The following is a 23883-nucleotide window of genomic DNA, read 5'->3' on the forward strand; positions in this document are numbered from 1 at the left end:
GAACCGGCAGGCCCTGCGGTGTGCGGTGGGACATCAGTCCCGCGCGGTGGCCAGTGCGGCCTCGATGAGGTCGGCGGCCCGCCGGGTGCCGCCCTCCTGGGCCATCCCCGCCTGGATCTCCTTCAGGCGCGCCGCCACCTCCGGGTCGTCGACAAGGGCGAGGGCGGCGGTGCGCAGCGCCTTTGCGGTGGCCTCCTCGGTCGGCAGCGTGCGGGCGACCCCGAGGCCCTGGAGCATGTCGGCGTTGCCGAACTGGTCCGCGGCCTGCGGTACGGCGATCATCGGCGTGGCGGTCGCCAGGCCCTCCTGGCTGCCGCCCGCGCCCGCGTGGGTGACGAACAGGTCGGCCTGCTGGAGGATCGCCAACTGCGGCACCCACGTGCGTACTTCCACGGTGTCCGGTACGTCGCCCAGCTCGGCCGGGTCGACGTGCCGGCCCACCTGGAGCACAGTGTGCCAGCCGGGCAGCTCACCGAAGGCCCGGACGCACTCCCGGTAGAACGCGGGCTGCTTGGTGAAGGCGGACCCGAGGGAGACGAGGACGACCTTCTCGGCGCCCTCGGGACGGGTCCAGTCGCCCTCGGCGGTGCGGTCCCCCTGGCAGGCGCCGACGAAGGTGTACGTCGTCTCGTCCACCCGGTCGGCGTGGGGCTGGAGCGCCTTGGGGATCAGTACCAGGGAACGGTCGGGGCGGCCGATGAACGGGTCGGGGTGGTCGGTGATCCCGTTCTCCTCCAGCCAGGCGTGGAAGCGGGCGTAGTACGCCTGTCCGCGCTCGGTCTTCAGCGGCTCCTCCCACATCGGCTCGCCGACCTCCTGCTCGTACCCCTCCCAGGCGACCATGCAGGGCGACAGGGAGATCACGGGCACGTCCCAGCGGCGGCCCAGGACGCGGGCGGCGTAGGAGGCGATGTCGTGCAGGACCAGGTCCGGCTCGTCCCCCTCGTACGCCTCGGCGAGCTGCGGGAGCGACTGGATCGCGTCGGCGAGGAAGGGCTCCACGTTGTCCAGCAGGGTGCTCCCCCAGGCCTCCGGGTCGGCGTCGGGGCCGGGCAGCGTGCTGTTCCAGAGCTTGGGTTCGGCGCCCGCCTCGGCGACCTTGTCCGCGAAAAGCGGCGGGATCGCGTACGTCACCCGGTGCCCTCGCGCGACGAGCTCGCGGATCACTTCCAGGCTGGGGTTCACGTGGCCGTGCAGGGCGATGGAGAACATGGCGATGTGCGCGGGGCGACTGGTCATGCCCGCACCGTATGCGAGACGAGACGTCTCGTGCAAATGCTTTCGTCTCATGCCGTCAGCTCCTTGTGCAGCCGCAGCCACCGGTCGGGCGCGACCTCGCCGACGAGCACACCGGGACCGAGCCGCGCGGCCCGGAACGCCGCGTCCACCCGGCGCCGGGGGTGGGCGCGGCGCAGGGACGCGTGCAGCGAGCCGCCGACGCCCGAGAAGCCCAGCTCGACCAGGTCCGCCCAGTCGCGGCGGGCGGCGGCGCCGGTGAGCAGCGGAGTGGGGCGGCGTTCGATCCGGAGGATGCCGGCGTCGACGCGCGGCGCCGGCCGGAAGAGGCGGCGGCCCACCCGGCCCACCAGCCGCCACTCGTGGCGCGGCCAGGTCAGGACCGTGAGCAGGGTCCAGCGGCCGTAGTCGCCGGTGCGTTTGCGGGCGTACTCGAGCTGGGTGATGAGGGTGGCGTCGGTGAGGCCGGGCGCGGACAGGCACCAGTCGACGATGTCGGCGGTGCGCGAGAAGGGCACGTTCCCGGCGACGGCGAACGGTGTGCGCGGGGGCCGGGCGGTGAGGAAGTCACCGGCCACGACGTGGACGTGGGGGCTGCGCGCGAAACGGGCGCGGAGCCCGGGGACGAGCCGGGGGTCGATCTCGTAGGCGTGCAGCTCGCGGCTGCGACGGGCGAGCGGCTCGGTGAGGGCGCCGTTGCCGGCGCCCACTTCGAGCAGGAGGGGCGGGCGCCCCCGGTCGGGGGCGGCGAGGCGCGCCACACGTTCGGCGGTGGCGCGGTCGGCGAGGAAGTTCTGCGAGAGCGTGCGGGCACGCTGGGTGGGGCGGGCCATGGCCTGCGGTCCTTGTCTTCCGTGACAGGAGGGGAAAAGGGCAGCCGAAGGCCCTGACCGGAAGACGAAGGCAAAAGGGAATGCGGAGGCTCAGCCCCGCCGCGCGCGCGTCGGGCGTGCCGGACGCGTCGAGTGCGTCAGCGGCGGGGGGACCCCGGGCCGGTCAGGGCACCGGGGCCACGACGCATCCGGATGGAGTACGTGCAGCCCCGGCCGAGACCGGAGTTGAAGATCGCGTTGAAAGCTGCCACGGAGGGGACGTTAGGCGGCCGCCTGCCCGCCGGGCAACGGGTTTTCGCGCGGGCGGCCGTCAGCGCTGGTAGCGGGCGAGTACGAGGTTGCCGTCCTCCTCCAGTCTGTGGCGCAGTTCGTCCATGCCGATCGCCCCGCTGTAGTACTCCTGGAACGCCGGGGTCGCCACCTTGTCCTTCCACTCGGCGTAGCCCCGCACGGACTGCGCGGGCGCCGAGCGCAGCCGGGCGGCGAGCGCGGTGCCGGTGGCCCAGCCGTGCTCGGCCGTGCGCAGGGCGGGGTCCTTCAGGGCCTGCTCGCCGGTGGGCAGCATCCAGTCGCCGAGCGCGAGGCGCACCATGTTGTCCGGCTGAAGGAGGAAGTCGACGAACGCGGCGGCTTCCTCCTTGTGCGGGCTGTCCTCGGCGATGGACAGGGTCTGCGGACTGACCCCCTGGGCGAGCCCGTCGGCACCGGCGGGGGCGGGCAGCACCTGCCAGTCGAAGCCCTCGGGTGCCTGCTGCTCGATCTGCTGGCGGTAGGAGAAGCCCAGCGGCACCATCGCGTACTTGCCCGCGAAGAAGCCGGGCAGGGTGTCGGAGCCGCCACTGCCCAGGGTGGTGGGCGAGGCGCTGCGGTCGGTGTCGACCTGGTCGTGGACGGTGCGGGGCACCACCTGGTCGCCGTCCTCGAAGCGGACGGTCACCTTGCCGTCGGCGCCCCGGTGGAACAGCTTGCCGCCGGTGGACAGGGAGAGGTTGAGCGTGGCGGAGACGGGTTCCTTGAGCGGCCAGGCCACCCCGTACGTGCCGTCGCCGCTCAGCTCCTTCGTCACCTGCCGGAACTCCGCCCAGGTCCAGGGGTGTTCGGGCGTGGGGATCCGGACGCCGGACTTCCTGAGCAGGGTCGCGTTGGCGATCAGCACCCGCGGCTCCTGGAGGAAGGGCACGCCGTAGACGCCGTCGCCGAAGGTGACCGTCTCCCAGCTGTGCCGCGGTATGTCCGACTTCAGCCGGGTGGGCAGCAGTTCGGTGAGATCGGCGAGGTAGCCGCCGTAGGCGAAGTCGGCGAGGTCGTCGGAGGCGTCATGGATGATGTCGGGCGCCTCGCCGCCCTCGAAGGAGGTGAGCAACTGGTCGTGGACGCTGTCCCAGCTGCCCTGGACGTACTCGACGCGCACGTCCGGGTGGGCTGCGTTCCACTCCCGCACCAGTTCCCTGTTGGCCCGCACCGACTCGTCCTGCCAGGCCAGGGACTGGAAGCGCAGGGTGATCCGGCCGTCGTCCGCCCCGTCGCCGCCGTCCGAGCAGCCCGCGAGCAGCAGGAGCACGGAGACGAACAGGGTCACGGTCCTCGTAGGCGCCCGCATCAGCTCTTCACCGCCCCGGCGAGCATGCCGCCCGTGATCCGCCGCTGGATGAGCGCGAAGACCACCAGCGAGGGCAGGGTCGCGAGGAAGGCGGCCGCGGCGAGCGGCCCGAGGTCGGCGACGCCCTCGGCGCCGATGAAGTGGGTGAGGATCACGGGCAGGGTCTGTTTCTCCGGTGTCTTCAGCAGGACCAGCGCGAAGAAGAACTCGTTCCACGCGGTGATGAACGCGAACAGGGCCGTCGCCACGATCCCCGGCGCGAGCAGCGGCGCGGTCACCGAGACCAGGGTCCGCAGCCTCCCCGCGCCGTCGACCGCGGCCGCCTCCTCCAACTCGCGCGGCACGGCGCGGACGTAGCCGGCGAGCATCCACAGCGCGAACGGCAGCGACCACACGACATACACCATCACCAGGCCGGGAACGGAGTTGATCAGGCCGAGGTTCTTCAGGACCAGGAACAGCGGGATGATCAGCAGGACGAAGGGGAAGGCCTGGCTGACCACGACCCACCCGGTGGCCGCCCTGGTGAGCCGGCCGCGACGGCGGGCCATGACGTACGCCATCGGCGTCGCGATCAGCACCGCGATCACGGCGGCGCCGAGCGCGGCGAGCAGGGAGTTGAGCCCGGCGTGCAGCAGCGGCTGCTCGTCGAAGGCCTGCCGGAAGTTGTCGAGGGTGGGGTCCTTCGGGATCCAGGTGGGGTGCAGACTGGCCAGCTCGCGCGGCGGCTTGAACGCGATGGAGATCAGCCAGAGGAACGGGAAGGCCAGGAAGACCAGATAGCCGAGCAGTGCCGCGTACTGGCCCGTGCGGGCCGCGGTCGAGGTCCTCACGCCTCGTCACCTCCCTTGGATGCGCCGCGGAGCCGGCCGGCGAGGAAGACGGCCAGCAGGATCGAGATCACGGCGACCATGACGCAGCCCATCGCCGCCGCGTAGCCGAACTGGCCGTAGCGGAAGGCCTCTTCGTAGGCGAAGAGCATGGGCAGCCGGGTGCGGCCGCCGGGGCCGCCGTTGGTCAGCACGTAGACCAGGGCGAAGGAGTTGAAGTTCCAGATCAGGTTGAGCGCGGTGATGGCGAGCGCGACGGGTCTGAGGGCGGGCCAGGTGACCGTGCGGAAGCGGCGCCAGGCTCCCGCGCCGTCCACCGCGGCCGCCTCGTGCAGCTCGCGCGGGGTGTTCTGCAGTCCGGCGAGCAGGGCGACCGTGGTCTGCGGCATGCCGGCCCAGACGCCGACGACGATGACGGCGGGCAGGGCGGTGCCGAGGCCGCTGAGCCAGTCGTGGCCGCCGCCGAGACCGAGGTCGCGCAGGGTCTCGTTGAGGATGCCCGCGTCCGTGTTGTAGACCAGCCGCCACATGACGCCGACGACGACCTCGGGCATCGCCCAGGGGATGATCGCCAGCGCCCGGGCCAGCCAGCGCAGCCGGAGGTTCTGGTTGAGCAGCAGGGCGAGACCGAGGGCGAGCAGGAACTGCGGCACGGTCACCCCGGCGGCCCACACCAGGCCGATCCGGAACGACTCCCAGAACAGCGTGTCGTGCAGCAGGTCCTGGAAGTTCAGGGTGCCGATCCACCGGGTGGGCTCCGTGCGGCCCGACTGGGCGTCGGTGAACGCCAGCAGGATGCCGTAGAGCAGCGGCCCCACGCTGAGGACCAGGATGGGGATCAGCGCGGGCAGTACCAGGAACCAGGCGCCGTGGTCCGGCGCGCCCCGTGGGGCGTCCCGGACGGGCGCACGGCGCGCCGGCCTTCTCGGCTCGGTCACCGATGTCACGTAATCAACCCCTTTGCGCGGCTCGGACGGGCCTGGTCATGGTCGTGAAGTGACCGCGTCCCGTCAAGGGCCCCGGACATGCTCCCACCTGTGCGAATGGGACACTGGCCGACGGACGGCGGGAACCTGTACGACACGGAGGCGCGGGACGATGGACGAGGCACGGGCGCGGGAGGTGCTGGCCGCGGCGGATGTGCTGCCCGGCCCGGCGTCGGCGGCGCGGCTGCTGGCGCTCGGCGAGAACGCGGTGTTCGCCGCCGGGGGCCTGGCGGTCAAGGTCGGGCGCGACGCCGAACTCCTCGGGCGGGCGCGCCGGGAACTGGCCGTCGCGCTCTGGCTGGAGGAGGCGGGCGTGCCGGCGGTGCGGGCGGCCGAGCCGACGGCGCTGTCCGTCGACGGGCACCCGGTGACCGTGTGGCGTCGGCTGCCCGAACCGGTGCGGCCCACCGAGCCCCGGGACGTGGCGGCGCTGCTCCGGCTCGTCCACGAACTGCCCCTCCCCTCCTCCTTCAAGCTGCCGCCCCGCGAGCTGCTGGGCGGTGTGGAACGCTGGCTGCGCCTCGCGGGCGACGTGATCGACCCCGAGGACGCCGCGTTTCTGCGGGCGCGCCGGGACGGCTTCGCCGCGGCCGCCGCCGCGCTCACCCCGCAGCTGACGCCGGGCCCCATCCACGGGGACGCGCTGCCCCGCAATGTGCACGTCGGTCCCGACGGACCGGTCCTGATCGACCTGGAGACCTTCTCCGCCGACCTGCGCGAGCACGACCTCGTGGTGATGGCGCTGAGCCGGGACCGCTACGGACTGCCCGCCGGGGCGTACGACGCCTTCACCGCGACCTACGGCTGGGACGTGCGCGAGTGGGACGGCTGCGCGGTGCTGCGCGGGGCCCGGGAGACCGCCAGCTGCGCCTGGGTGGCCCAGCACGCGCCGAGCAACCCCAAGGCACTGGCCGAGTTCGAACGCAGGGTGGCGTCGCTGCGGGACGGGGACCCCGAGGTGCGCTGGTACCCCTTCTGAGGCGCGCCGTCCGGCCCGCCGGCCGTTCGGCCGGCCCGGGTCAGACCCGCTCCTCGACCGACTCGCGCAGCGGCCAGGTCCCGTCGACGACGGCCGTGGCATCGCCCTTGCGGCGCAGGAAGCTCTGGAAGTCCGCCGCCCACTCGGCGTACCACTCGATCTGGCGGCGGTGCAGGTCCGCCGGGCCGAGGGCCGCGACCTTGGGGTGGCGGCCGGCTATCGCACAGGCCAGCCGGGCGGCGGCGAGGGCGTCGGCCGCGGCGTCGTGGGCGGCGTCGAGCGGGACGCCGTACTCCCGGCAGACCGCCTCCAGATTGCGCTTGCCCCGGCGGTAGCGGTCGATGGAGCGGTCGATGGTGTACGGATCGATGACCGGGGCCGGGTCCAGGCCGCCCAGGCGCTCGCGCAGAGACGGCAGTCCGTGGCGCCGCAGCTCGGCGGAGAGCAGGGTGAGGTCGAAGGCCGCGTTGTAGGCGACGACCGGGACGCCGGCCTTCCAGTGGTCCGCGAGGACGTCGGCGATGGCGTCCGCGACCCGGTCGGCGGGACGGCCCTCGTTGGCCGCGCGTTCGTTGCTGATGCCGTGCACCGCGACCGCGTCCGCCGGGATCTCCACTCCGGGGTCGGCCAGCCACTCCCGCCGGCCGAGCGGCTCGGAGCCCCTGACCTCGATCACGGCTCCCGTGACGATGCGCGCCTCGTGCGGATCGGTGCCCGTCGTCTCCAGGTCGAAGCCGATCAGCAGCTCCCGGTGCCAGCCCATGGGCGGTCCCCCTTCTTGGTGGTGCTTTCCCCCAGTGGTCTCCACCTTCCCACGGGCCACTGACAATCAGAGGATCGCATTCCGCTTACCCCCGCTCCGGTCCCGGGGGGCGGTGTTCACGACACCGGGCGCGAATCCGCCCACATCAGCTCGAACTCCTCACGGTAGGTGGGGAAAAGTCCGCCTTCTTCGAGCCGGTCCGACTTCACGACCTTTCCTCCGTTGCGCCCGTTGCGCAGGACGAGGACCGGTGCCTCCATGCCCCGAGTGCGGCGCAGGTAGGACTGGACGACCGCGATGCCGTCGGCGCCGTCCCCGTCGACGAGGTAGGCCGTGAAGCGGGGCGTCTCGTCGAAGACCTGGATCTCGAAGGCGCCCGGGTCCCGCAGCCGGGCCCGCACGCGGCGCATGTGCAGGATGTTCATCTCCACGGCGCGGCTCAGCTCGCCCCGCTTGATGCCCAGTTCGCGCTCGCGGCGCTTGATGGCGCTGGAGGCCGGGTTCAGGAAGAGCAGCCGCACCCGGCCGCCCGCCTCGGCCATCCGCAGCAGGCGGCGCCCGGAGAAGTTCTGCACCAGCAGGTTGAGGCCGATGCCCAGGGCGTCCACGCGGCGGGCGCTGCCGAACAGGTCCTCGGCGGGGAACTGGCGCAGCAGCCGCACCCGGTCCGAGTGCACGGCGACCACGTCGGCGTAGCGGTCCCCGACCAGGTCCTCCACGGCGTCCACCGGGAGCCGGCGCGCGGACGGCACGTCGCTGCCCGCGCCGAGCACTTCGAGCAGCCGTGCGGAGGCCCGTTCGGCCTGGTTCAGGACCGCCTCGGACAGGGCCCGGTTGCGGGAGACGACGTTGCGGGTGACCTCCAGCTCGTCCAGGGCGAGTTCCACGTCGCGGCGCTCGTCCACGTAGGGCTCGAAGCAGGGCCAGTGCTGCACCATCAGCTCGCGCAGCTGGGGCAGCGTGAGGAAGCTGAGGACGTTGTCGTCGGCCGGGTCGAGCAGATAGCCCTTGCGGCGGCTGACCTCCCGTACCGCGACGGCGCGCTGCACCCACTCCTGGCCCGCGGGCCCGGCGGCGGCGACCACCCAGTCGTCGCCGTGGACCGGTTCGTAGACCGGCCGCAGGACGGCGGCGACGACGGCGCGCAGCCGCTGCTCGACGAGATTCAGCCAGATGTAGGCCCGGCCCGCCCGCTGCGCACGCGTGCGCACCTCGCGCCAGGCTCCGGCGTCCCAGTCCAGCTCCGGACCGATCGCGCCCGCGTTCATGGGCCGCGCCAGGGACACCGCACCGGGCGGGACGTCCGTGGAGTTCCCCTGGTGACCGTCGTCACCAGGAGGCAGCTCCAGCCCTCCCGAGCCCACCCGAGTACCGCCTTCCGCTCCCCCGGACACTGCCGGGGACACCCCGTCCCAACGATCAAGGAAGGGTACTCCGGGAGCGGTCCGCGGTGCAGCCCGATGGACGGGCCGGTTTTGCCAACCTCCTTGATCCGCAGGCGTGTTCCTCCCATGCTCACACCGGGGAGTGAGGGGATTCATACCGGTGACGCGGGCGGGTACGGGAACGGTGGCTTCGCGCCCGTTCCTGGGAATCATGCGGGGGGAACGTCCCAAGGGTGGGTAGGAGGACGTACGTGCCAGGGCCTGTCCGGCGGATCAGGCCGCAGGAAAGGAACGGTTCATGACCCCCGCGTCCGCGGCAGGATCCGCCGGAGAGGCCCTAGGGTGGTCGCCTCACTTTCGGGGAGACTTCCGGGGACTCGGAGCCAAGGCGTCCGCACCGGCGCCCCACACCTGAAAGAGTCGTGTTCATGCAGGTCTGGCCTGGAGAGGCGTATCCACTGGGTGCCACGTACGACGGCGCCGGCACCAACTTCGCGGTCTTCACGGAGGCCGCCGAGCGAGTAGAGCTGTGTCTGCTGCACGACGACGGCTCGGAGACCGCGGTCGAACTGCGGGAGAGCGATGCCTTCGTGCGGCACGCCTTCGTACCGGGGGTGATGCCGGGGCAGCGGTACGGGTACCGCGTGCACGGCCCGTACGCCCCGGAGCGCGGGCTGCGCTGCAACAGCGCCAAGCTGCTCCTCGATCCGTACGCGCGTGCGATCAGCGGGGCGGTCCAGTGGGGCGAGGAGGTGTACGGCTACCACTTCGGCGAACCCGAACGGCGCAACGACCTCGACTCGGCCCCGCACACGATGACGTCGGTCGTGGTCAACCCGTACTTCGACTGGGGCGACGACCGGCGCCCCCGCACGGAGTACCACCACACGGTGATCTACGAGGCCCACGTCAAGGGCCTGACCATGCGGCACCCGGGCCTCCCGGAGGAGTTGCGCGGCACCTACGCGGCCCTCGCGCACCCGGCGCTGATCGAGCACCTCACGGATCTCGGGGTGACCGCGCTGGAGCTGATGCCGGTCCACCAGTTCGTCAACGACCACCGGCTGGTGGACATGGGCCTCAACAACTACTGGGGATACAACACGGTCGGCTTCTTCGCCCCGCACAACGCGTACGCCTCCTGGGGCGACCGCGGCCAGCAGGTGCTGGAGTTCAAGTCGGCGGTCAAGGCGCTGCACGAGGCGGGGATCGAGGTGATCCTGGACGTGGTCTACAACCACACGGCCGAGGGCAATCACCTGGGCCCGACGCTGTCCTTCAAGGGGCTGGACAACCCCTCGTACTACCGGCTGGCCGACGACCCCCGCTACTACATGGACACCACGGGGACCGGGAACTCGCTGCTCATGCGGTCCCCGCACGTCCTCCAGATGATCATGGACTCGCTGCGCTACTGGGTCACCGAGATGCACGTCGACGGGTTCCGCTTCGACCTCGCGGCCACCCTGGCCCGGCAGTTCCACGAGGTGGACCGGCTGTCGTCGTTCTTCGACCTGGTGCAGCAGGACCCGGTGGTCTCGCAGGTGAAGCTGATCGCCGAGCCGTGGGACGTCGGCGAGGGCGGTTACCAGGTGGGCAACTTCCCGCCGCTGTGGACCGAGTGGAACGGCAAGTACCGGGACACGGTGCGGGACCTGTGGCGCGGCGAGCCGCGCACGCTGGCGGAGTTCGCGTCCCGGCTGACGGGGTCCTCCGACCTCTACCAGGACGACGGGCGGCGCCCGCTGGCCTCGATCAACTTCGTGACCTGCCACGACGGCTTCACCCTGCACGACATGGTGTCCTACAACGACAAGCACAACGAGGCCAACGGCGAGGACAACCGGGACGGCGAGAGCCACAACCGCTCCTGGAACTGCGGTGTCGAGGGCGACACCGACGACCCGGCGGTGCTGGAGCTGCGGGCGCGGCAGATGCGCAACTTCATCGCCACCCTGCTGCTCTCCCAGGGCGTCCCGATGATCAGCCACGGGGACGAGTTCGCCCGCACCCAGCGGGGCAACAACAACGCCTACTGCCAGGACAACGAGCTGGCGTGGGTGGCGTGGCCCGAGGACGACCACGACCTGCTGCGGTTCACCCGCGCGATGGTGTGGCTGCGCAAGGACCACCCGGTCCTGCGCAGGCGCCGCTTCTTCCACGGGCGCCCGGTGCAGGGCACCCACGACGAGCTGTCGGACATCGCCTGGTTCACCCCTGAGGGCGCGGAGATGACCCAGCGGGACTGGAACTCGGCGCGGGCGTCCGCGCTCACGGTGTTCCTGAACGGCAACGCGATCTCCGAGCCCGACCCGCGCGGGGAACGCATCGCCGACGACTCCTTCCTGCTGATGTTCAACGCGTCGCCGAAGCCGCTGGACTTCGTGGTGCCGGTCGACCACGGCCGGCAGTGGGAGGTGGTCGTCGACACCGCCCTGGCGGCGGGAGTGCCCGAGGACACCGGCCCGAAGGTGCAGGCCGGGGACCGGCTGACCCTGGTGGACCGGAGCCTGACGGTGTTGCAGCGGCCGGTTTAGGCGGCTCCCCTGCACCCGTGCAGGGGGACGGTGACAGGAAAGGCGGCGGGGCGGGTACGTAGGTTTCCATGACACCTGAGCGACCCGACCCGGTGCGGTCCCCGGCCTCTCCCGCCTCCGCCGTCCCTCCCTCCTCCCCCTCCCCCGTCACCCCCTCCTCCATCCCCTCGGCCACCTACCGGCTCCAGCTGCAGCCGTCCTTCCCCTTCAAGGCCGCGGCGGCGGCCGTGCCGTACCTGGCCTCGCTCGGCGTGTCGCACCTGCACCTGTCCCCCGTCCTGGAGGCGGTCCCGGGCTCGCCGCACGGCTACGACGTCGTCGACCACGCGCGCGTGCGCGCCGAACTGGGCGGCGAGGACGGGCTGCGGGCGCTGTCGCGCACCGCGCGGGAGCACGGTCTGGGCCTGGTGGTGGACATCGTGCCCAACCACATGGCGATGTCGCCGCGCCACAACCGCGCCCTGTGGGAGGTACTGCGCGAGGGACCCCGGTCGCCCTACGCGCGCTGGTTCGACATCGACTGGCAGGCGCAGGACGGCCGGCTGCTGCTGCCGGTGCTGGGCGCGCCGGTCGGCGAGGTGCTGGCCGACCTCCGGGTCGACGGCGACGTGCTGCGCTACCACGAGCACGCCTTCCCGCTGCGGGACGGCACCGCGGACCTGCCGCTGCCGCGGCTCCTGGACGCGCAGTGGTACCGCCCGGTGTGGTGGCGGCTGGCCCGCACCGAGCTGAACTACCGGCGCTTCTTCAGCATCTCGGAGCTGATCGGCGTGCGGGTGGAGGACCCGGAGGTGTTCGACGCCACCCACGGCACGATCCTGCGGCTGCTGCACGAGGGCGTGGTCGACGGACTGCGCGTCGACCATCCCGACGGCCTCGCCGACCCCGACGCGTACCTGGAACGGCTGCACCGGGCGAGCGGCGGCCGGTGGACGGTGGTGGAGAAGATCCTCGCGGACGGTGAGCGGCTGCCCGCCGCCTGGCCCGTCGCCGGCACGACCGGCTACGACGCCCTGCGGCACGTCGACGGGCTGTTCACGGACCCCGACGGGTACGGGCAACTGCTCGGCCGGTACCGCCGGTTCGCCACCCCGCGGGCGGACCTGGGCGGGGACTGGGCGGCGACGGTGCGGCGCGCCGCGTACCGGGTGCTCACGCACGAGCTGGCCACCGAGCTGGACCGGCTGGCCCGGGTGGCGCACCGCCTGTGCGCGGCCGCGCCCGACCCGGCGCTGCGCGACCGGGCGCCCTGGGCGCTGCGGACGGCGTTGCGGGAGCTGCTGGTGCGGCTGGAGGTGTACCGGCCGTACGCCTCGGTGGACGCGGCGACGGTCGTCACCGAGGAGGCCGCGGCCGAGGCGCGGCTCGCCTTCGCGGTGCCCGAGGAGGCCGGCGCGGTGGACGTCGTACGGAACCTGGTGCTGGGGCGGTACGGGGACGGGCCCGAGCAGGTGGAGTTCCGGACGCGGTTCGCGCAGACCGCGTCGGCGCTGCGTGCCAAGTCCGTCGAGGACACGGCCTTCTACCGCTACGTGCCGCTGCTGTCGGCGACCGAGGTGGGCGGCGACCCCGGCCGTCCGGCCGTGTCGCCCAAGGAGTTCCACGCCTACTGCGCGCGCGTGCAGCGCGACTGGCCCGCCACGGGCACGGTCGTCTCGACCCACGACACCAAGCGCAGCGCCGACGTGCGCGCCGCGCTGGCGGTGCTCACCGAGTGCCCCGCGCGGTGGGCGGACGTGCTGGCAGAGGTCGCGGACCTCACCGGTACGGGCGAGGGCCCGCCGGACGGGCAGCTGGCGTGGGCGGCCTGGCAGACGGTGTTCGGTCTGGGCCCGGCGGACGGGGAGCGCGTGCGGGAGGCGCTGCTGAAGCACGTGCGCGAGGCGGGGACGCACACCAGCTGGACGGAGCAGGAGCCCGCGTACGAGGAGGCGGTGGCGCGGTTCGTGGCGGCGGGGCCGTGCGGCGCGCCGGCCGGGCGGGTGGCCGCCCTCCGCGACGCGCTCGCGCCGCACGTCCGGGCCAACGTCCTCGGCACGGCCCTGGTCCATCTGACGATGCCGGGCGTACCGGACCTCTACCAGGGCACCGAGCACGAGCACCTGGCGCTGGTGGACCCGGACAACCGCCGCGCGGTGGACTTCCCCGCCGCCGGGGACGAGGGCTGGGCCGGGGGCGCCGGGGAGAAGGCGGCGGTGACCCGGGCGGCGCTGGCGCTGCGGGCGCGGCGGCCCGGCACCTTCGGCGACGCGGGAACGTACGAGCCGCTCGCCGCCGAGGGCCCGGCGGCGGCCCACTGCGTGGCGTTCGTCCGCTCCGGCCGGGCCCTGACGGCCGTGACCCGGCTGTCGCTGCGGCTGGCGGAGGCGGGGGGCTGGCGCGGCACGACGCTGCCGCTGCCGCCCGGCAGGTGGGCCGACACGCTGGCGCCCGGACGGGAATTCACCGGGCACGCGCGCGTGGAGGATCTTTTCGCGGACACGCCGGTGGCGCTGCTGGAGCGGGTGGAGACGGCGGAGTCCGCGTAGAGCGGGGGGGGGACACCGGGGGTGGGCGCGTCAGTCGTGGTGCATCGGCACCGCGGCCTCGGAACCCAGGCCGGGCTCACCCGAGCGGGAGCCGGCGCCGACCCGCCGCCCGGCCAGTTCGAACGCGGCGAGTACCACCCGGGTCTGGTACTCCACCTGCCGCCCCACCGGTATCCAGTGCGCCGCGCAGCCGTCGCGGTAGTCGGCGCAGCCCTCGTCGACGAGCCGGTCCACCTCGGCCAGGACGCCCGCCGGATCGCCCCCGGTGCGGGTGACCAGCTGGTGCAGCAGTCCCGCGGTCCGCAGCGACAGGCGCCGTCCGGCCAGTCGCAGCGCGACCAGGTGGGAGGTGTTCATCGGCGGCAGGGAGCGGCCCGTCCCGTCGTCGGTGTCCGGGTCCCACGCGTCGGCGAGCCGGGGGCAGACCAGGAGGTAGTCGTCGATCGGTGCGAGCAGGTGCGCCGCCTCCGGCACGTCGGCGAGATGGGGCCTGAGCCGGGCGAGGACCCGGTGCAGGCGCCGGGTGTCGTGGCGCAGGGCGCGGCTCACGGTGCGCAGCACCCCGTCGCGGTCGGCCGGGGGTGAGGCGTCCGCCACGGCCGCCACGGCCCACATGGGCGCCTCGACGACCGCGGTGACGGTGCCGTGGCGCCGCGGGTGGCACCACGTCGAGTCGACGGCCGCCTCGGTGATGGCGGCGGTGAGGTCGCCGCGGCGGGGCGGCGGGATGCGGTAGACGGCGGGTCCGAGGTCGGGCCAGTACAGGGTGTCGTAGGCGCCGAGTTCGCGGGGTATGCCGAGCCGGGCCGCGGTGTGGGCGATGCGCTGGGCGAGGCCCGGCAGGTCGTGGGTCAGCTCGACGAAGCCGCCGCCGACGTCCACGCCGTGCAGGGAGCACTGCAGGAAGGGCCGCAGTTCCTCTTGGAGCGCGAGCAGGGTGCGGGTCTCGGGCAGCGTGGCGCGGTCCGGGCCGTCGGGCAGCCACTCGGGCTGCTCCAGGAAGCCGGGCCGGAAGAAGTTCCGGGCGTAGCGGCCCAGGGTGTAGGGGCCGGTGAGCCAGCCCTCGTTGCGGCGCAGGCCGTCGGGGTCGACGCACAGCAGCAGGTTCCAGGTGGCGTCGGCGCCCTCGGTGAGCCGGGGGTCGGCGAGGGCCCGCTCGGCCAGCCGCAGGGCGGTGGCGCCGCCCACGGGCTCGTTCGCGTGCGGTCCGGCGACGACGAGGACCTGGCGGTCGCCGTGGCCGACGGAGAGCAGCAGCAGCGGGCTGCCCGCGCGGGAGGTGCCGACGCGGCGCAGCCTGGCGTGCCGGGGATGCCGGGCTACGAGTGCGGCGGCCCGGGCCTCCAGCTCGTCCACGGTCGGGTAGCGCAGGAGGGGCGGCAGGGCACACCTCCACGAAGCGGGCCGTCGGTTCACCTGGTGTGCGCGGTGTACACACAGTCAGTCACGACTTGTGGGGTACGTCAACACCACGAAAAGCAAAGGGTTTGCGCCACGGAAACGACCGCGACTCCGCGTGAGGCGCGGGCCATGAATCCATCCGGTCCGCGTCGGACCACCCGGGCCCCGTGCCCCGGAAGGAGGCCGCTCGCGTCAGTTCGCCGCCAGCCGGAAGGCCATCCCGCCGAAGCCGATCTGGTCGCCCTCGCGGACGACGGCCGCGCCGATCACCCGCCGCCCGTTGACCGTGGTGCCGTTGGTGGAGCCCAGGTCACGCAGCACCCACATGCCGCCCTGGAGGCTGAGTTCCGCGTGCACCCGGGACACCGTCTCGTGGCTCAGCCGCAGCCCGCTGGCGGGGTCGCGGCCTATGCGCAGCGGATGACCGGCGCCGGGGTGGGGCAGCAGCAGCTTGGGCAGCCGCTCGGCCCGCCACGCCCGGCCGAGCCGTACGCCAAATCCGGACACCGCCTCGACGGTGCCGAAAACCAGACGCGACAGCCGGCTCTCGGTGGGCAGGTCGGCGGTGAGCGCGGCCAGCTCCTCCAGACGGCGGGCGACGAGCGCCAGCTCCATCCTGCGGATGAACGTGTCGTGCGACAGGCGCCCCATGGCGACGCCGTCCCGGAGGACGTTCAGCGCCTTGTCGCGCTCCGCGTCGGACAACCGCGCGGGGTACACGGGGAACTCGAAGGACGACGTCACGCAGCTGATTGTGGGTCAGCGGCGCCGGGGTGTCCAGCAGACGGTTCGTCGGCCAGGGCGTACAGCGGGGACACGGCAGCGCCGCGATGCCTGGGCGGGCGGCGCCCGCCGGCGCGCTCACCGGCCCGCGGAACCTCGCGCGCGGCGCGACACCCGGCGCGAGCGGGCCAATCCCCAGCGGAATGATCCGAGGTGGAGGACCATGGACGGGTCGCATCACGGTGAGCAGACGAAGGGGAACCGTCCGTGCAGTTCGAGGTGTGGGCACCGCAGGCCGGCCGAGTGACGTTGCAGTGCGACGGCGCCACGCGCGCGCTGGAGCGCGATCCGGAGCGGCAGGGGTGGTGGTGCGGTGAGGCTCAGGCGCGGGACGGTTCGCGCTACGGCTTCGCGGTGGACGACGGGCCGGTGCTGCCGGACCCGCGCTCACGCCGCCAGCCGGACGGTCCCGACGGGCTGAGCGCGGTCGTCGACCACGGCCGGTACGCGTGGCGTGCCCCGTGGGCGGGGCGTCCGCTGCCCGGCGGGGTCCTGTACGAGCTGCACGTGGGGACGTACACGCCCGAGGGCACCCTCGACGCCGCCGCCGCACGCCTCGAACACCTGGTGCGACTGGGCGTCACCCACGTCGAGTTGATGCCGCTGTGCCCCTTTCCCGGGCGGCACGGCTGGGGGTACGAGGGGGTCTCGCTGTGGGCGGTGCACGAGCCCTACGGCGGGCCCGAGGCGCTGCGACGGTTCGTCGACCGGGCGCACGCGCTCGGCCTCGGCGTGGTCCTGGACGTGGTGCACAACCACCTGGGCCCGTCCGGCAACTACCTGCCCGCCTTCGGTCCGTACTTCACCGACACCCACCACACGCCCTGGGGCATCGCCGTGAACCTGGACGCGCCCGGCTCGGACGAGGTGCGGGCCTATCTGGTGGACAGCGCGCTGGCGTGGCTGCGGGACTACCGGCTCGACGGGCTGCGCCTGGACGCGGTGCACGCCCTGGCCGACACGCGCGCGTGCCACTTCCTGGAGCAGTTGTCGGCCGCCGTGGACGACCTCGCGGCCGATCTGGACCGGCCGCTCTTCCTGATCGCCGAGTCCGACCTGAACGACCCCCGGATCATCACCCCGCGCGCGGAGGGCGGTCTCGGCGTGCACGCGCAGTGGAACGACGACTTCCACCACGCGCTGCACGCCGCGCTGACCGGGGAGTCGCAGGGCTACTACGCCGACTTCGCGCGCGATCCGCTGGCGGCGCTCGCCAAGACGCTGACCCGGGGGTACTTCCACGACGGCACCTACTCCAGCTTCCGGGGCCGCTCGCACGGCCGTGCGCTGGACCGCGGCCGGGTCGCCGCGCACCGGCTGACCGGCTACAGCCAGACCCACGACCAGGTCGGCAACCGCGCCCAGGGAGACCGCCTGGCGTCCCTGGTCTCCCCCGGGCTCGCCGCCTGCGCGGCGACCCTGACGCTGACCGCGCCGTTCACGCCGATGCTGTTCATGGGCGAGGAGTGGGCGGCCGGCACGCCGTGGCAGTTCTTCACCGACCACACCGACCCGCAGCTCGCTCAGGCCGTACGGCTCGGCAGGCGGCGGGAGTTCGCCGCGCACGGCTGGCGGGAGGAGGACGTGCCCGACCCGCAGGACCCGGCGACGCGCGAGCGCTCCTGCCTCGACTGGTCGGAGCCGGAACGCGAGCCGCACGCGCGCGTACTGGACTGGTACCGGCGGCTGATCGCCCTGCGCGCCGAGCAGCCGGACCTGACCGACCCGGACCTCGCCGACACCAGGGTGGCGTACGACGGCACGGGGCGCTGGCTGGCCTTCCGGCGCGGTGACATCCGGGTGGCCGTCAACCTGGGCACGGAACCGGCGGCGATCCCCCTGGGCAACCGCCCCGCGCGCGTGCTCGCCGCCTGGGAACCGGTCGAGGGTCCGGGCGCGAACGGAATACTGCGGGTACCGGCCGAGTCGAGCGTGGTGCTGGCGCAGGACTGAGGAGGGCTCCCGGGCGGAGCCCGCGCGCACCCTCCACGCGGCCGCCCGGCGCCCGCTCAGGCGGGCTCGTCCGGGTCGTCGTCGCGCAGTTCCGTCACACGTTCCAGGAGGATCGGTTCCCAGGCGCGTCGCAGCCGGGTCCTGAGCAGGGGCAGGGGCGGCGGCGCGCCGGACCGGTCGGCGAGTGCCTCCGCGAGGTCCACGACCGCGTCGCAGCGGGCCAGCCACAGGCCGCGCAGGCAGGGCCGGGCGCCGTATCCGGCGAGGGTGGCGGCGCGGACGGCGGCGGGTGAGCCCACGGAGAGGGCGAGCCCGGCGATGTCCTCGGCCGGGTCGCCGAGGACCGCGTCGCTCCAGCCGAGGACGCCGCGCACCCGCCCGTCGGCGCTGACCACCAGGTGCCCGCCGGTCAGCCCGTGGTGGACGAGGACCGCGGCGCCGGGCTGGACGCCGAGCTGGGCCGTCGCCTCCCGGGTGAGCCGCTCGGGCCGCGCGGCGTCGAACTCGTCGGCCGCGGCGAGGACGCGGGCCGCGCGCTCGGCGGACTGCCGCAGGGTCTCCAGGGCGCGCGGGGCCGCCCGCGGCACACCGAGCGTCTCGGCCTGCCGGACCGGCACCTCGCGCAGGCCGGTGAGCACCGCCGCGAGGTCCGCCTCGCCGAGGGCGGACACGTCGTGGTCCTCACCCGACCCGCCGGCCACCTTGGCGTCCAGCGTGTAGGTGAGGCCGGGTGCCCACTCGCCGTGCGCCACGCTCGTCGGCAGCGCGACCGGGACGTACGGCCGCACCAGTTCGCGCAGGCGCAGCTCGCGGCGTCTGCGCACCGCGGTCTCCCGGTCCGGGGCGAGCCGCAGGACGTGCCGGGCGCCGACCCACCACGTGTCGGGTTCGGCGCTCTCGGCCACCGGCCGGACGTCGGGTTCCGTGCTGCCGCCCAACAGGGAGCGGACCAGTCGGCGGACGGTGTCCGCGGTGGGTGTCGGTGCCTGGGTCATGTCGCGCCGTCGTCCTCCGGGTCTGCCGGGGCGTTCGGGGTCCGTCCGTCACCGGTCACTCGACGACGACCATCTCCCGGGTGGTGTCGTTGAGCCGTCGGCCGCCGTCCGCGGTGACGGTGACGATGTCCTCGATGCGTACCCCGAACCGGCCGGGCAGATAGACGCCGGGCTCGACGGAGAAGCACATGCCCGGCACCAGGGGCTGCTCCTCGCCCTCGATCATGTACGGCGGTTCGTGCGTGGTGACGCCGATGCCGTGCCCGGTGCGGTGGATGAAGTACTCGCCGTACCCGGCGTCGGCGATGACCGCGCGGGCGGCCCGGTCGACGTCCTGGCAGGCGGCGCCGGGCCGCACCGCCCGGAAGCCGGCCTCCTGCGCCGCGCGGACCAGGTCGTGCACCCGGCGCTCCTCGTCGGTGGGTTCGCCCACGTGGACGGTGCGGGAGGTGTCCGAGCCGTAGCCGTCCTTGAGGCCGCCGAAGTCGAGGACGACCATGTCGCCGACCTCGATGACACGGTCGCCGACCTCGTGGTGCGGGTTGGCGCCGTTGGGGCCCGAGGCGACGATGGTGAAGTCGACCTGGGAGTGCCCGGAGCGGCGCAGCGACGCGGCCAGGTCGGCGGCGACCTCGGACTCCCGGCGTCCGCCGAAGCGGACCTGCCGGATCTCCTCGAAGGCGGCGTCCGCGGCCGCTCCCGCCGCCGCCAGCAGTTCCAGCTCCGCCGCGTCCTTGACGGCGCGGAGCATGGGCAGCGCCTCGGTGAGGGAGGCGTACGAGGTGCCGGGCAGGGTGCGCTGGAGCGCCAGCAGGTGCATGGCCCAGGCGTTGTCGCTGATGCCGAGGCGTCCGGATCCGTCGAGGAGGGCGGCGGTGGCCGCGTAGGGGTCCTTGCCGTCGGTCCAGTCCCGCAGCGTCAGGGCGGGCGCTCCGGCCGCCTTAGCGGCGTCGGGGGCCTCCAGGGCCGGGACGACGAGCACGGGATCACGTCCCGGGGCGAGGACCAGCAGGGTGAGCCGTTCGGTGTCCGCCGTGGGCGCGTAGCCGGTGAGCCACACCAGGTCGGGGCCCGGGGCCACCAGCAGCCCGGCCAGCCCGGCGTCGGCCGCCGCTCGCACGGCGCGCTCCATCCGGGTCCGGTAGTCGTCGGCGGTGAAGGAAGCAGCGGACCTGCTGCCGGTCATCCGGGCCTCCCTGGGCGCGAGGGTGAAGGGACCACGGGCAGCATCCTGCCCCCCGGACGGGGGCGACGCGAGCCGATTGGCATGGAGCAATCCCGGCAACTAATGATTGGATGCCTTCCAAGCATTAGTTACGGGGGCGTCCGCGGTCCGGACGTCCGGAGGAGGCCGACACCGTGCTCGTACTCGCGCACATCAGCGATCTGCACCTGGACGGAAGCCCGCGGGCGACGGAGCGCGCCGAGCGGGTGCGCGACCGGCTGTGGCGGCTGCCGGGGCGGGTGGACGCGCTCCTGGTCACCGGGGACATCGCGGACCACGGCACGGAGGCGGAGTACGAGGAGGCCGCCCGCGTCCTCGGACTGCGCGACGGCTCCGCGCCGTTCCCCGTGCTCACCTGCCCGGGCAACCACGACAGCCGCGCGCCCTACCGCAAGGCCCTGCTCGGCCGGCCGGCCGCCGACGGACCGGTCAACGCCCTGCACGTCTTCGACGGCGGCGCGGTCCTGATGTGCGACTCCAGCGTCCCGGGCAGCGACGAGGGCGAGCTGGACGAGGAGACGTACGGCTGGATCGAGGCGTCGCTCGACGGACTCGACGGCGACCGGCCGGTCCTGCTCGCCCTCCACCACCCGCCCACGGCCCTGCACCACCCCTTGCCCGACTCCTACCGGCTGCGCCACCCCGAGCGCCTCGCCGCGCTGCTGGAGCGAAGGCCCCGGATCGCCGGGCTGATCACCGGTCACGCCCACACACCCGCCGCCACCGTGTTCGCCGGGCGGCCGCTGGTGGTCGGCCCCGGGGTGACGTGGACGCTGCGGCTGCCCTGGGAGGGCGAGGAGACCGCGGACCGGGATGCGCCGGTCGGACTCGCCTTCCACGTGCTGGACGACGCCGGACGGCTCACGAGCCACTTTCGTACGGTCGCGTGACGGCACGGTCGTGTGCCGGCGGTGTCATGTGCCGAGGGCGTCATGTGACGACGCCCGGTACGGCCGTCAGCTGCTGGTAGCCGCCGCTCCTGTGGCGCACGGTGAGCTTGACCTCCTTGCCGGGGCGGGCGCGGGCCACGGCGTGGGCGAGGTCGGCGGCCGAGTCGACGCGGGTCCTGCCGAACGCCAGCAGGACGTCGCCCCGCACCAGGCCCGCCGCGTACCCGGGCCCCGGCACGTGGACGCCCACGACCCGGGCCCCGGGCTTCCCGTCGTCCACGGCCTCCACACCGAGGGTCGCGCCGGCCGGCACCGGGGAGAGGGACGGACCGGCCGGGGAATCGGCCGACGGGTGCGCCGGGGCGGTCCGGGTGCCCGTCGCGGCCCCGGCGCCCCCTCCCGCTCCCGCCGCCCCGGCCTGCTGCTGCATCTCGGCCAGCTTGCTCATGCCGATCACCGTGGCGCCCACCGTGCCGAGTCCCACGCCCGCCAGGAGCAGGACCGCCGCGGCGAGCACACCGAGCAGCAGGGTGGTGAGCCGCCGGCGGCGCCGACGCCCGGGGTGCGGACGCCGGGCGGTGTCGGGCTCGGTGCCGGGCCCCGGGTCCCGGCCGGGCATCGGCTTGGGACGCAACGCTGTCTGTTCCATGGATCGCCTCCGGCAGGTGGTCTACCCGGCGCACCGGCGCGTGACGAGCCACGAAAGAGTGAGACTGAACGTCGGTCAGGGCGTCAGGGCGGGACTGCTCCTGGGCACGGCGACCGGCGCGGGCACGGGCGCGGCCGGGATCCGGCCCGGGAGGAAGCCGTGGGTGCGGCCGGCCAGGTACTCGGCCTTGTAGCGCGGGACGCTCCGGTGCCAGTTGAGGATTCCGGCCATCCAGTTCTGCAGGTCGGTGACATAGCCGTGCATGATGGTCCGCGCCTCCTCCGACAGCTGGAAGTCGTCGTAGACGACGGGGAGTTCGTGCGCGACGACGTGCTCGAACTGGCGCATGCGCTGGTTCATCAGATCCTGCACGACGCCCAGGGCGGCCGGGTAGTCGACGCCGAAGAAGTTCTGCACGACGAGGACGGCGTTGTGGATCTCGCCCTCGTATTCGATCTCCTTCTGGTACGAGAAGACGTCGTTGAGCAGGCACGCGTAGTCGATCGCCGCGTTCTCCAGGGAGCGGACCGGACCGCTGCGGTAGACCTCGGGCGGCACCGCCGGGCCGTGTCCGGCGCGGCACAGGCCCAGGGTGAGGTCGGAGCCGAAGGTGGCGCGCCGCATCTCCAGGTAGTCCACCGGGTCGGGGACGCGGTTCTGGATCTGGTTGGACAGCTCCCACACCCAGGCCTCGGTCATCGTGTCGACGGCCGTCCTCAGCGGGCGCCGCTCCTCCGGTGTCATCCCGGCCGTCGTGCGCACCCACAGGTCGATCAGGGACCGTTCCATGGCGTTGACGGGCGGCGGGACGGGCTCGCCGTCGAGCGGCATGCAGGCCGACAGTCGGGCGGTGGTCAGCCGGGCGGCGGCGAGGTCCCGGCGGTGGCCGTACACGAGCGGGTAGTAGTCGTCGCCGTAGGTGCCGAAGGCCAGCCAGCCGGAGGCGAGGTCCAACTGGTTCTGGGTGGCGTCCGGGTCGAGGCCGGCGGCGCACAGGGGGAGGTCGCAGCTCGCGAGCTTGTCCTCGTCCCAGACCCCCTCGCTGAGGATGCCCATCCGCGCGCACCACTCGGACAGATGGCGTCGGGCGCCCTCCAGGGCGGGGCTCAGCTCCAGCGGGTAGGGCATGCGGATGTCGGGGATGACGGACGGGCCGACCTTCTGGAAGGGCACGTTGGTGTAGGGGCGGGCCCGCTGGGCGACCGCCGCGGCGAGCAGCGCGCCGACGTCCGCGGCGGAGGTGCCGGGCCCGGTCAGCGCCTGCCAGCCGGCCAGGGGACGCTCGCCCTTGTTCATGTAGCGGCTGGAGCGCATGTGCCATTCGTGGCCGCCGGACTGCCAGTCCTGGAGGCCCTTCGTGTACGCCGCGACGGCGGCGGCCTCCGGCGGGGTCAGGCCGTTCTCCAGGGCGACGGCGGGCACCTCGGTGAACGCGGTGTGCTCGAACTGGTGCAGCCGTGAGGTGAGGACGTCGTTGACCAGCTCGGCGGCCTCCTGGGTGGTGCAGCCGAAGAAGGTCTCCAGGACCAGCACCCCGTTGCTCAGCTCGCCCTCGTCCTCGACCTCCCGCTGGTAGGAGAAGAGGTCGTTGCGCAGGTGCACGGCGTCGGAGAACGTCTCCATGAGTACCCTGAGCGGCCTGGTCCCGGCGACGGCGGCGGGCACCTCGGCGGTCGCGTACTCCACGAGCCCGGCGGACCAGGGGGCGCCGCCGACCTTGCGGCGCATCTCGATGTACTCGACGGGGTTGGCCACGCGCCCCTCGTTGATGTTGGACAGCTCCCACATGGACTCGTTGAGCAGGTGCTCGGTGGCGACGGCGAAGCGGCGGCGCCAGCCGGCCGACATCGCGGGCACCGTGCGGGTCCACAGGTCGGCGAGGCCGGCCTCCACCGGGTTCTCCGGCTCGGGCATCTCGGTGGCGTCGTCGAGCGGCATGAACAGGGGGAGCCGGTCCAGGTGGGCCTTGCCGGCGAGGCGGTCCTGGCTGCGTTTGAACTTCTCCAGGAAGTGGTCGTCGAAGAAGAAGACCCACACGTACCAGTCGGTGATGAGGGAGAGCGCCGGCCCGTCGCAGTCGGGGTGGGTGTAGGCGCAGAGCAGGCCGTAGTCGTGGGCGTCGAGGTCGGACTGCTCCCAGACCCCGGAGCCCTCCAGCATGCCCATCTCGCGCGCCCAAGTCGTCGAGTGGGCGCGGGCCTCGTCGAGATGCGGGTTGAGCCGCGCGGGATGCGGCAGGTAGAAGTGCGGGAGTTGGAAGGGCTGTTGCGTCATGGCCGGGCACTACCCATGCCCCTCCGGACGCATCCG

18 protein-coding genes are annotated in these 23883 nt (G+C 73.5%); 5 read left to right on the forward strand and 13 right to left on the reverse strand.

What is annotated here, in order from left to right; translation table 11 throughout:
* Nucleotides 1–33 precede the first annotated feature (33 nt).
* The 5 genes from ACZ56V_RS21835 to ACZ56V_RS21855 form a co-directional block, all read right to left on the reverse strand.
* A complete protein-coding gene (locus tag ACZ56V_RS21835; RefSeq protein WP_398913595.1) occupies nucleotides 34–1290 on the reverse strand; it encodes a glycosyltransferase in 1257 nt (418 codons plus the stop codon).
* On the reverse strand, nucleotides 1287–2069 hold the full coding sequence (erm(O), locus tag ACZ56V_RS21840) for a 23S rRNA (adenine(2058)-N(6))-methyltransferase Erm(O) (protein ID WP_468944444.1): 783 nt from the start codon (nucleotides 2067–2069) through the stop codon (nucleotides 1287–1289). Before erm(O) ends, ACZ56V_RS21835 begins: the two co-directional genes overlap by 4 nt.
* 310 nt (nucleotides 2070–2379) lie before the next feature.
* Complete coding sequence (locus ACZ56V_RS21845) at nucleotides 2380–3669, reverse strand: ABC transporter substrate-binding protein (protein ID WP_468944446.1); 1290 nt, start codon at nucleotides 3667–3669, stop codon at nucleotides 2380–2382.
* Nucleotides 3669–4502 carry a carbohydrate ABC transporter permease gene (locus ACZ56V_RS21850; protein WP_398913601.1) on the reverse strand — a complete coding sequence of 278 codons (834 nt, stop codon included), beginning with the start codon at nucleotides 4500–4502 and terminating at the stop codon, nucleotides 3669–3671. The genes ACZ56V_RS21845 and ACZ56V_RS21850 overlap by 1 nt, the downstream gene beginning before the upstream one ends.
* Nucleotides 4499–5446, reverse strand: coding sequence for a carbohydrate ABC transporter permease (locus ACZ56V_RS21855; RefSeq protein ID WP_467380857.1), 948 nt, complete (start codon nucleotides 5444–5446; stop codon nucleotides 4499–4501). The genes ACZ56V_RS21850 and ACZ56V_RS21855 overlap by 4 nt, the downstream gene beginning before the upstream one ends.
* A gap of 151 nt (nucleotides 5447–5597) precedes the next feature.
* Between ACZ56V_RS21855 and ACZ56V_RS21860 the strand changes: the two genes are divergently transcribed.
* Nucleotides 5598–6464 (forward strand): phosphotransferase enzyme family protein, encoded by an 867-nt coding sequence (locus ACZ56V_RS21860; protein WP_468944450.1) that lies wholly within the window; start codon nucleotides 5598–5600, stop codon nucleotides 6462–6464.
* A 40-nt stretch (nucleotides 6465–6504) separates the two neighbouring features.
* On the opposite strand, the gene ACZ56V_RS21865 is transcribed toward ACZ56V_RS21860, so the two are convergent.
* Together ACZ56V_RS21865 and ACZ56V_RS21870 are read right to left on the reverse strand one after the other, a co-directional pair.
* Nucleotides 6505–7227 carry an exonuclease domain-containing protein gene (locus ACZ56V_RS21865; RefSeq protein WP_468944452.1) on the reverse strand — a complete coding sequence of 241 codons (723 nt, stop codon included), beginning with the start codon at nucleotides 7225–7227 and terminating at the stop codon, nucleotides 6505–6507.
* 116 nt (nucleotides 7228–7343) lie between these two features.
* Nucleotides 7344–8591, reverse strand: coding sequence for an SAV2148 family HEPN domain-containing protein (locus ACZ56V_RS21870; protein ID WP_398913609.1), 1248 nt, complete (start codon nucleotides 8589–8591; stop codon nucleotides 7344–7346).
* 449 nt (nucleotides 8592–9040) lie between these two features.
* Between ACZ56V_RS21870 and glgX the strand changes: the two genes are divergently transcribed.
* Nucleotides 9041–11149: a glycogen debranching protein GlgX gene (glgX, locus tag ACZ56V_RS21875; RefSeq protein ID WP_468944455.1), complete on the forward strand. Its 2109-nt coding sequence runs from the start codon at nucleotides 9041–9043 to the stop codon at nucleotides 11147–11149.
* Between the two features lie 68 nt (nucleotides 11150–11217).
* Nucleotides 11218–13677 carry a malto-oligosyltrehalose synthase gene (gene treY / locus ACZ56V_RS21880; protein ID WP_468944458.1) on the forward strand — a complete coding sequence of 820 codons (2460 nt, stop codon included), beginning with the start codon at nucleotides 11218–11220 and terminating at the stop codon, nucleotides 13675–13677.
* A gap of 30 nt (nucleotides 13678–13707) precedes the next feature.
* On the opposite strand, the gene ACZ56V_RS21885 is transcribed toward treY, so the two are convergent.
* Complete coding sequence (locus tag ACZ56V_RS21885) at nucleotides 13708–15033, reverse strand: M14 family zinc carboxypeptidase (RefSeq protein WP_398913613.1); 1326 nt, start codon at nucleotides 15031–15033, stop codon at nucleotides 13708–13710.
* A 237-nt stretch (nucleotides 15034–15270) separates the two neighbouring features.
* Nucleotides 15271–15822 (reverse strand): DUF1707 and FHA domain-containing protein, encoded by a 552-nt coding sequence (locus ACZ56V_RS21890; RefSeq protein ID WP_356371063.1) that lies wholly within the window; start codon nucleotides 15820–15822, stop codon nucleotides 15271–15273.
* 246 nt (nucleotides 15823–16068) lie between these two features.
* Between ACZ56V_RS21890 and treZ the strand changes: the two genes are divergently transcribed.
* Nucleotides 16069–17814 (forward strand): malto-oligosyltrehalose trehalohydrolase, encoded by a 1746-nt coding sequence (gene treZ / locus ACZ56V_RS21895; RefSeq protein ID WP_398913616.1) that lies wholly within the window; start codon nucleotides 16069–16071, stop codon nucleotides 17812–17814.
* Nucleotides 17815–17870: 56 nt separating this feature from the next.
* Here the strand turns inward: treZ and ACZ56V_RS21900 are convergent, their stop codons facing one another.
* Nucleotides 17871–18809, reverse strand: coding sequence for an aminoglycoside phosphotransferase family protein (locus tag ACZ56V_RS21900; RefSeq protein WP_468944461.1), 939 nt, complete (start codon nucleotides 18807–18809; stop codon nucleotides 17871–17873).
* Between the two features lie 55 nt (nucleotides 18810–18864).
* The gene (locus ACZ56V_RS21905) at nucleotides 18865–19995 is read right to left on the reverse strand and encodes a M24 family metallopeptidase (RefSeq protein ID WP_468944464.1); all 1131 of its coding nucleotides are present in this window, start codon (nucleotides 19993–19995) and stop codon (nucleotides 18865–18867) included.
* A 173-nt stretch (nucleotides 19996–20168) separates the two neighbouring features.
* Between ACZ56V_RS21905 and ACZ56V_RS21910 the strand changes: the two genes are divergently transcribed.
* The gene (locus tag ACZ56V_RS21910) at nucleotides 20169–20924 is read left to right on the forward strand and encodes a phosphodiesterase (RefSeq protein WP_467380846.1); all 756 of its coding nucleotides are present in this window, start codon (nucleotides 20169–20171) and stop codon (nucleotides 20922–20924) included.
* 40 nt (nucleotides 20925–20964) lie between these two features.
* Here the strand turns inward: ACZ56V_RS21910 and ACZ56V_RS21915 are convergent, their stop codons facing one another.
* Nucleotides 20965–21573, reverse strand: a complete 609-nt coding sequence (locus ACZ56V_RS21915; protein WP_468944467.1) for a PDZ domain-containing protein — start codon at nucleotides 21571–21573, stop codon at nucleotides 20965–20967.
* Nucleotides 21574–21648: 75 nt separating this feature from the next.
* Nucleotides 21649–23847: a germacradienol/geosmin synthase Cyc2 gene (cyc2, locus tag ACZ56V_RS21920; RefSeq protein WP_468944469.1), complete on the reverse strand. Its 2199-nt coding sequence runs from the start codon at nucleotides 23845–23847 to the stop codon at nucleotides 21649–21651.
* Between the last annotated feature and the right edge of the window lie 36 nt (nucleotides 23848–23883).

The organism is Streptomyces sp. NPDC034099 (assembly GCF_055575415.1).